This window comes from Halobacillus sp. BBL2006 (assembly GCF_000786645.1).
Lineage (GTDB): Bacteria > Bacillota > Bacilli > Bacillales > Halobacillaceae > Halobacillus.
The window spans coordinates 1-807 of record NZ_JRNX01000764.1 but is presented as its reverse complement, the minus strand read 5'-3'; the positions used below and the strand labels follow the sequence as shown (position 1 = coordinate 807).

Annotated in this window: 1 protein-coding gene; it reads right to left on the bottom strand. The window is 39.9% G+C overall.

Annotation, left to right across the window (positions count from 1 at the left end; translation table 11 throughout):
• Positions 1-168: 168 nt before the first annotated feature.
• Positions 169-510, bottom strand: coding sequence for a YolD-like family protein (locus LD39_RS19430; protein WP_035552156.1), 342 nt, complete (start codon positions 508-510; stop codon positions 169-171).
• Positions 511-807: the final 297 nt, after the last annotated feature.

Here is an 807-nt window from a genome sequence, read left to right as displayed (position 1 = left end):
AAAAGACAAAGAAAACGACCGGTTCCTGCCGGTCGTTTTCTTCGTCCTAGTAATACATGTAAACCCATGTGTTACTTAATATATTACCCCGGTCACTTGTTCGTCAAGATTGATTCCAGTGATTTCCTCACATTTTTCTTGAACATTTTGTGAACAAAATTCAAAAGTTTATATGATTGAAAGATCTGCAATATCTTGCAGGGCGATGTGGACCGGCTCTTTTGTTTCCCAATTCACTCCGGTAACCTTGCGATCGAGCTTATTGATGGATTCCATTTTCAGTAAAATATCGTCATAATCGAAACCATTATAAACCTTCACTTTTACGGTCAAATCATCGTTGAGCGCACGCTGCATTAAAAAATCAATTTCAACCGCTTTTTGCTCATCAATAATTCCCTTTTCAACCCGCTCATCCTCCTTCCAAAGTTTTTTCACCATCTCCACATGTTCAGGTAACATCAATGATGTCCATTTGATTGTTCCCCGATCCCTATTGCGACTATCCATAGTTCTTCCACCCTCCACACGAACGTTTGTTCTTATTTTATCATAAAAGTCCTAATAGTAAACTGGAATTTTCAGGCGGATCGATCATGAAAACTCGATTTACGCACAAGGAGATCTTGTTGTTTTTGATGATAGGTATATTTCTATAATGGAAAAATGGACCCTAAAAGTCATTCAGCATAAGTGCAGGATTGTTGAAGACTTGATTTCGAGACATGCGTCGGTTCCATCGCCGATATGGGGTGAAGGAGGTCCGGGAAATTGCGAGACTCCTATGGGATGAACATGATCGGTGAG

Excerpts from the sequence above, each read along its gene's own strand:
- LD39_RS19430 (WP_035552156.1), bottom strand. The coding sequence starts at position 510 with ATGGATAGTCGCAATAGGGATCGGGGAACAATCAAATGGACATCATTG.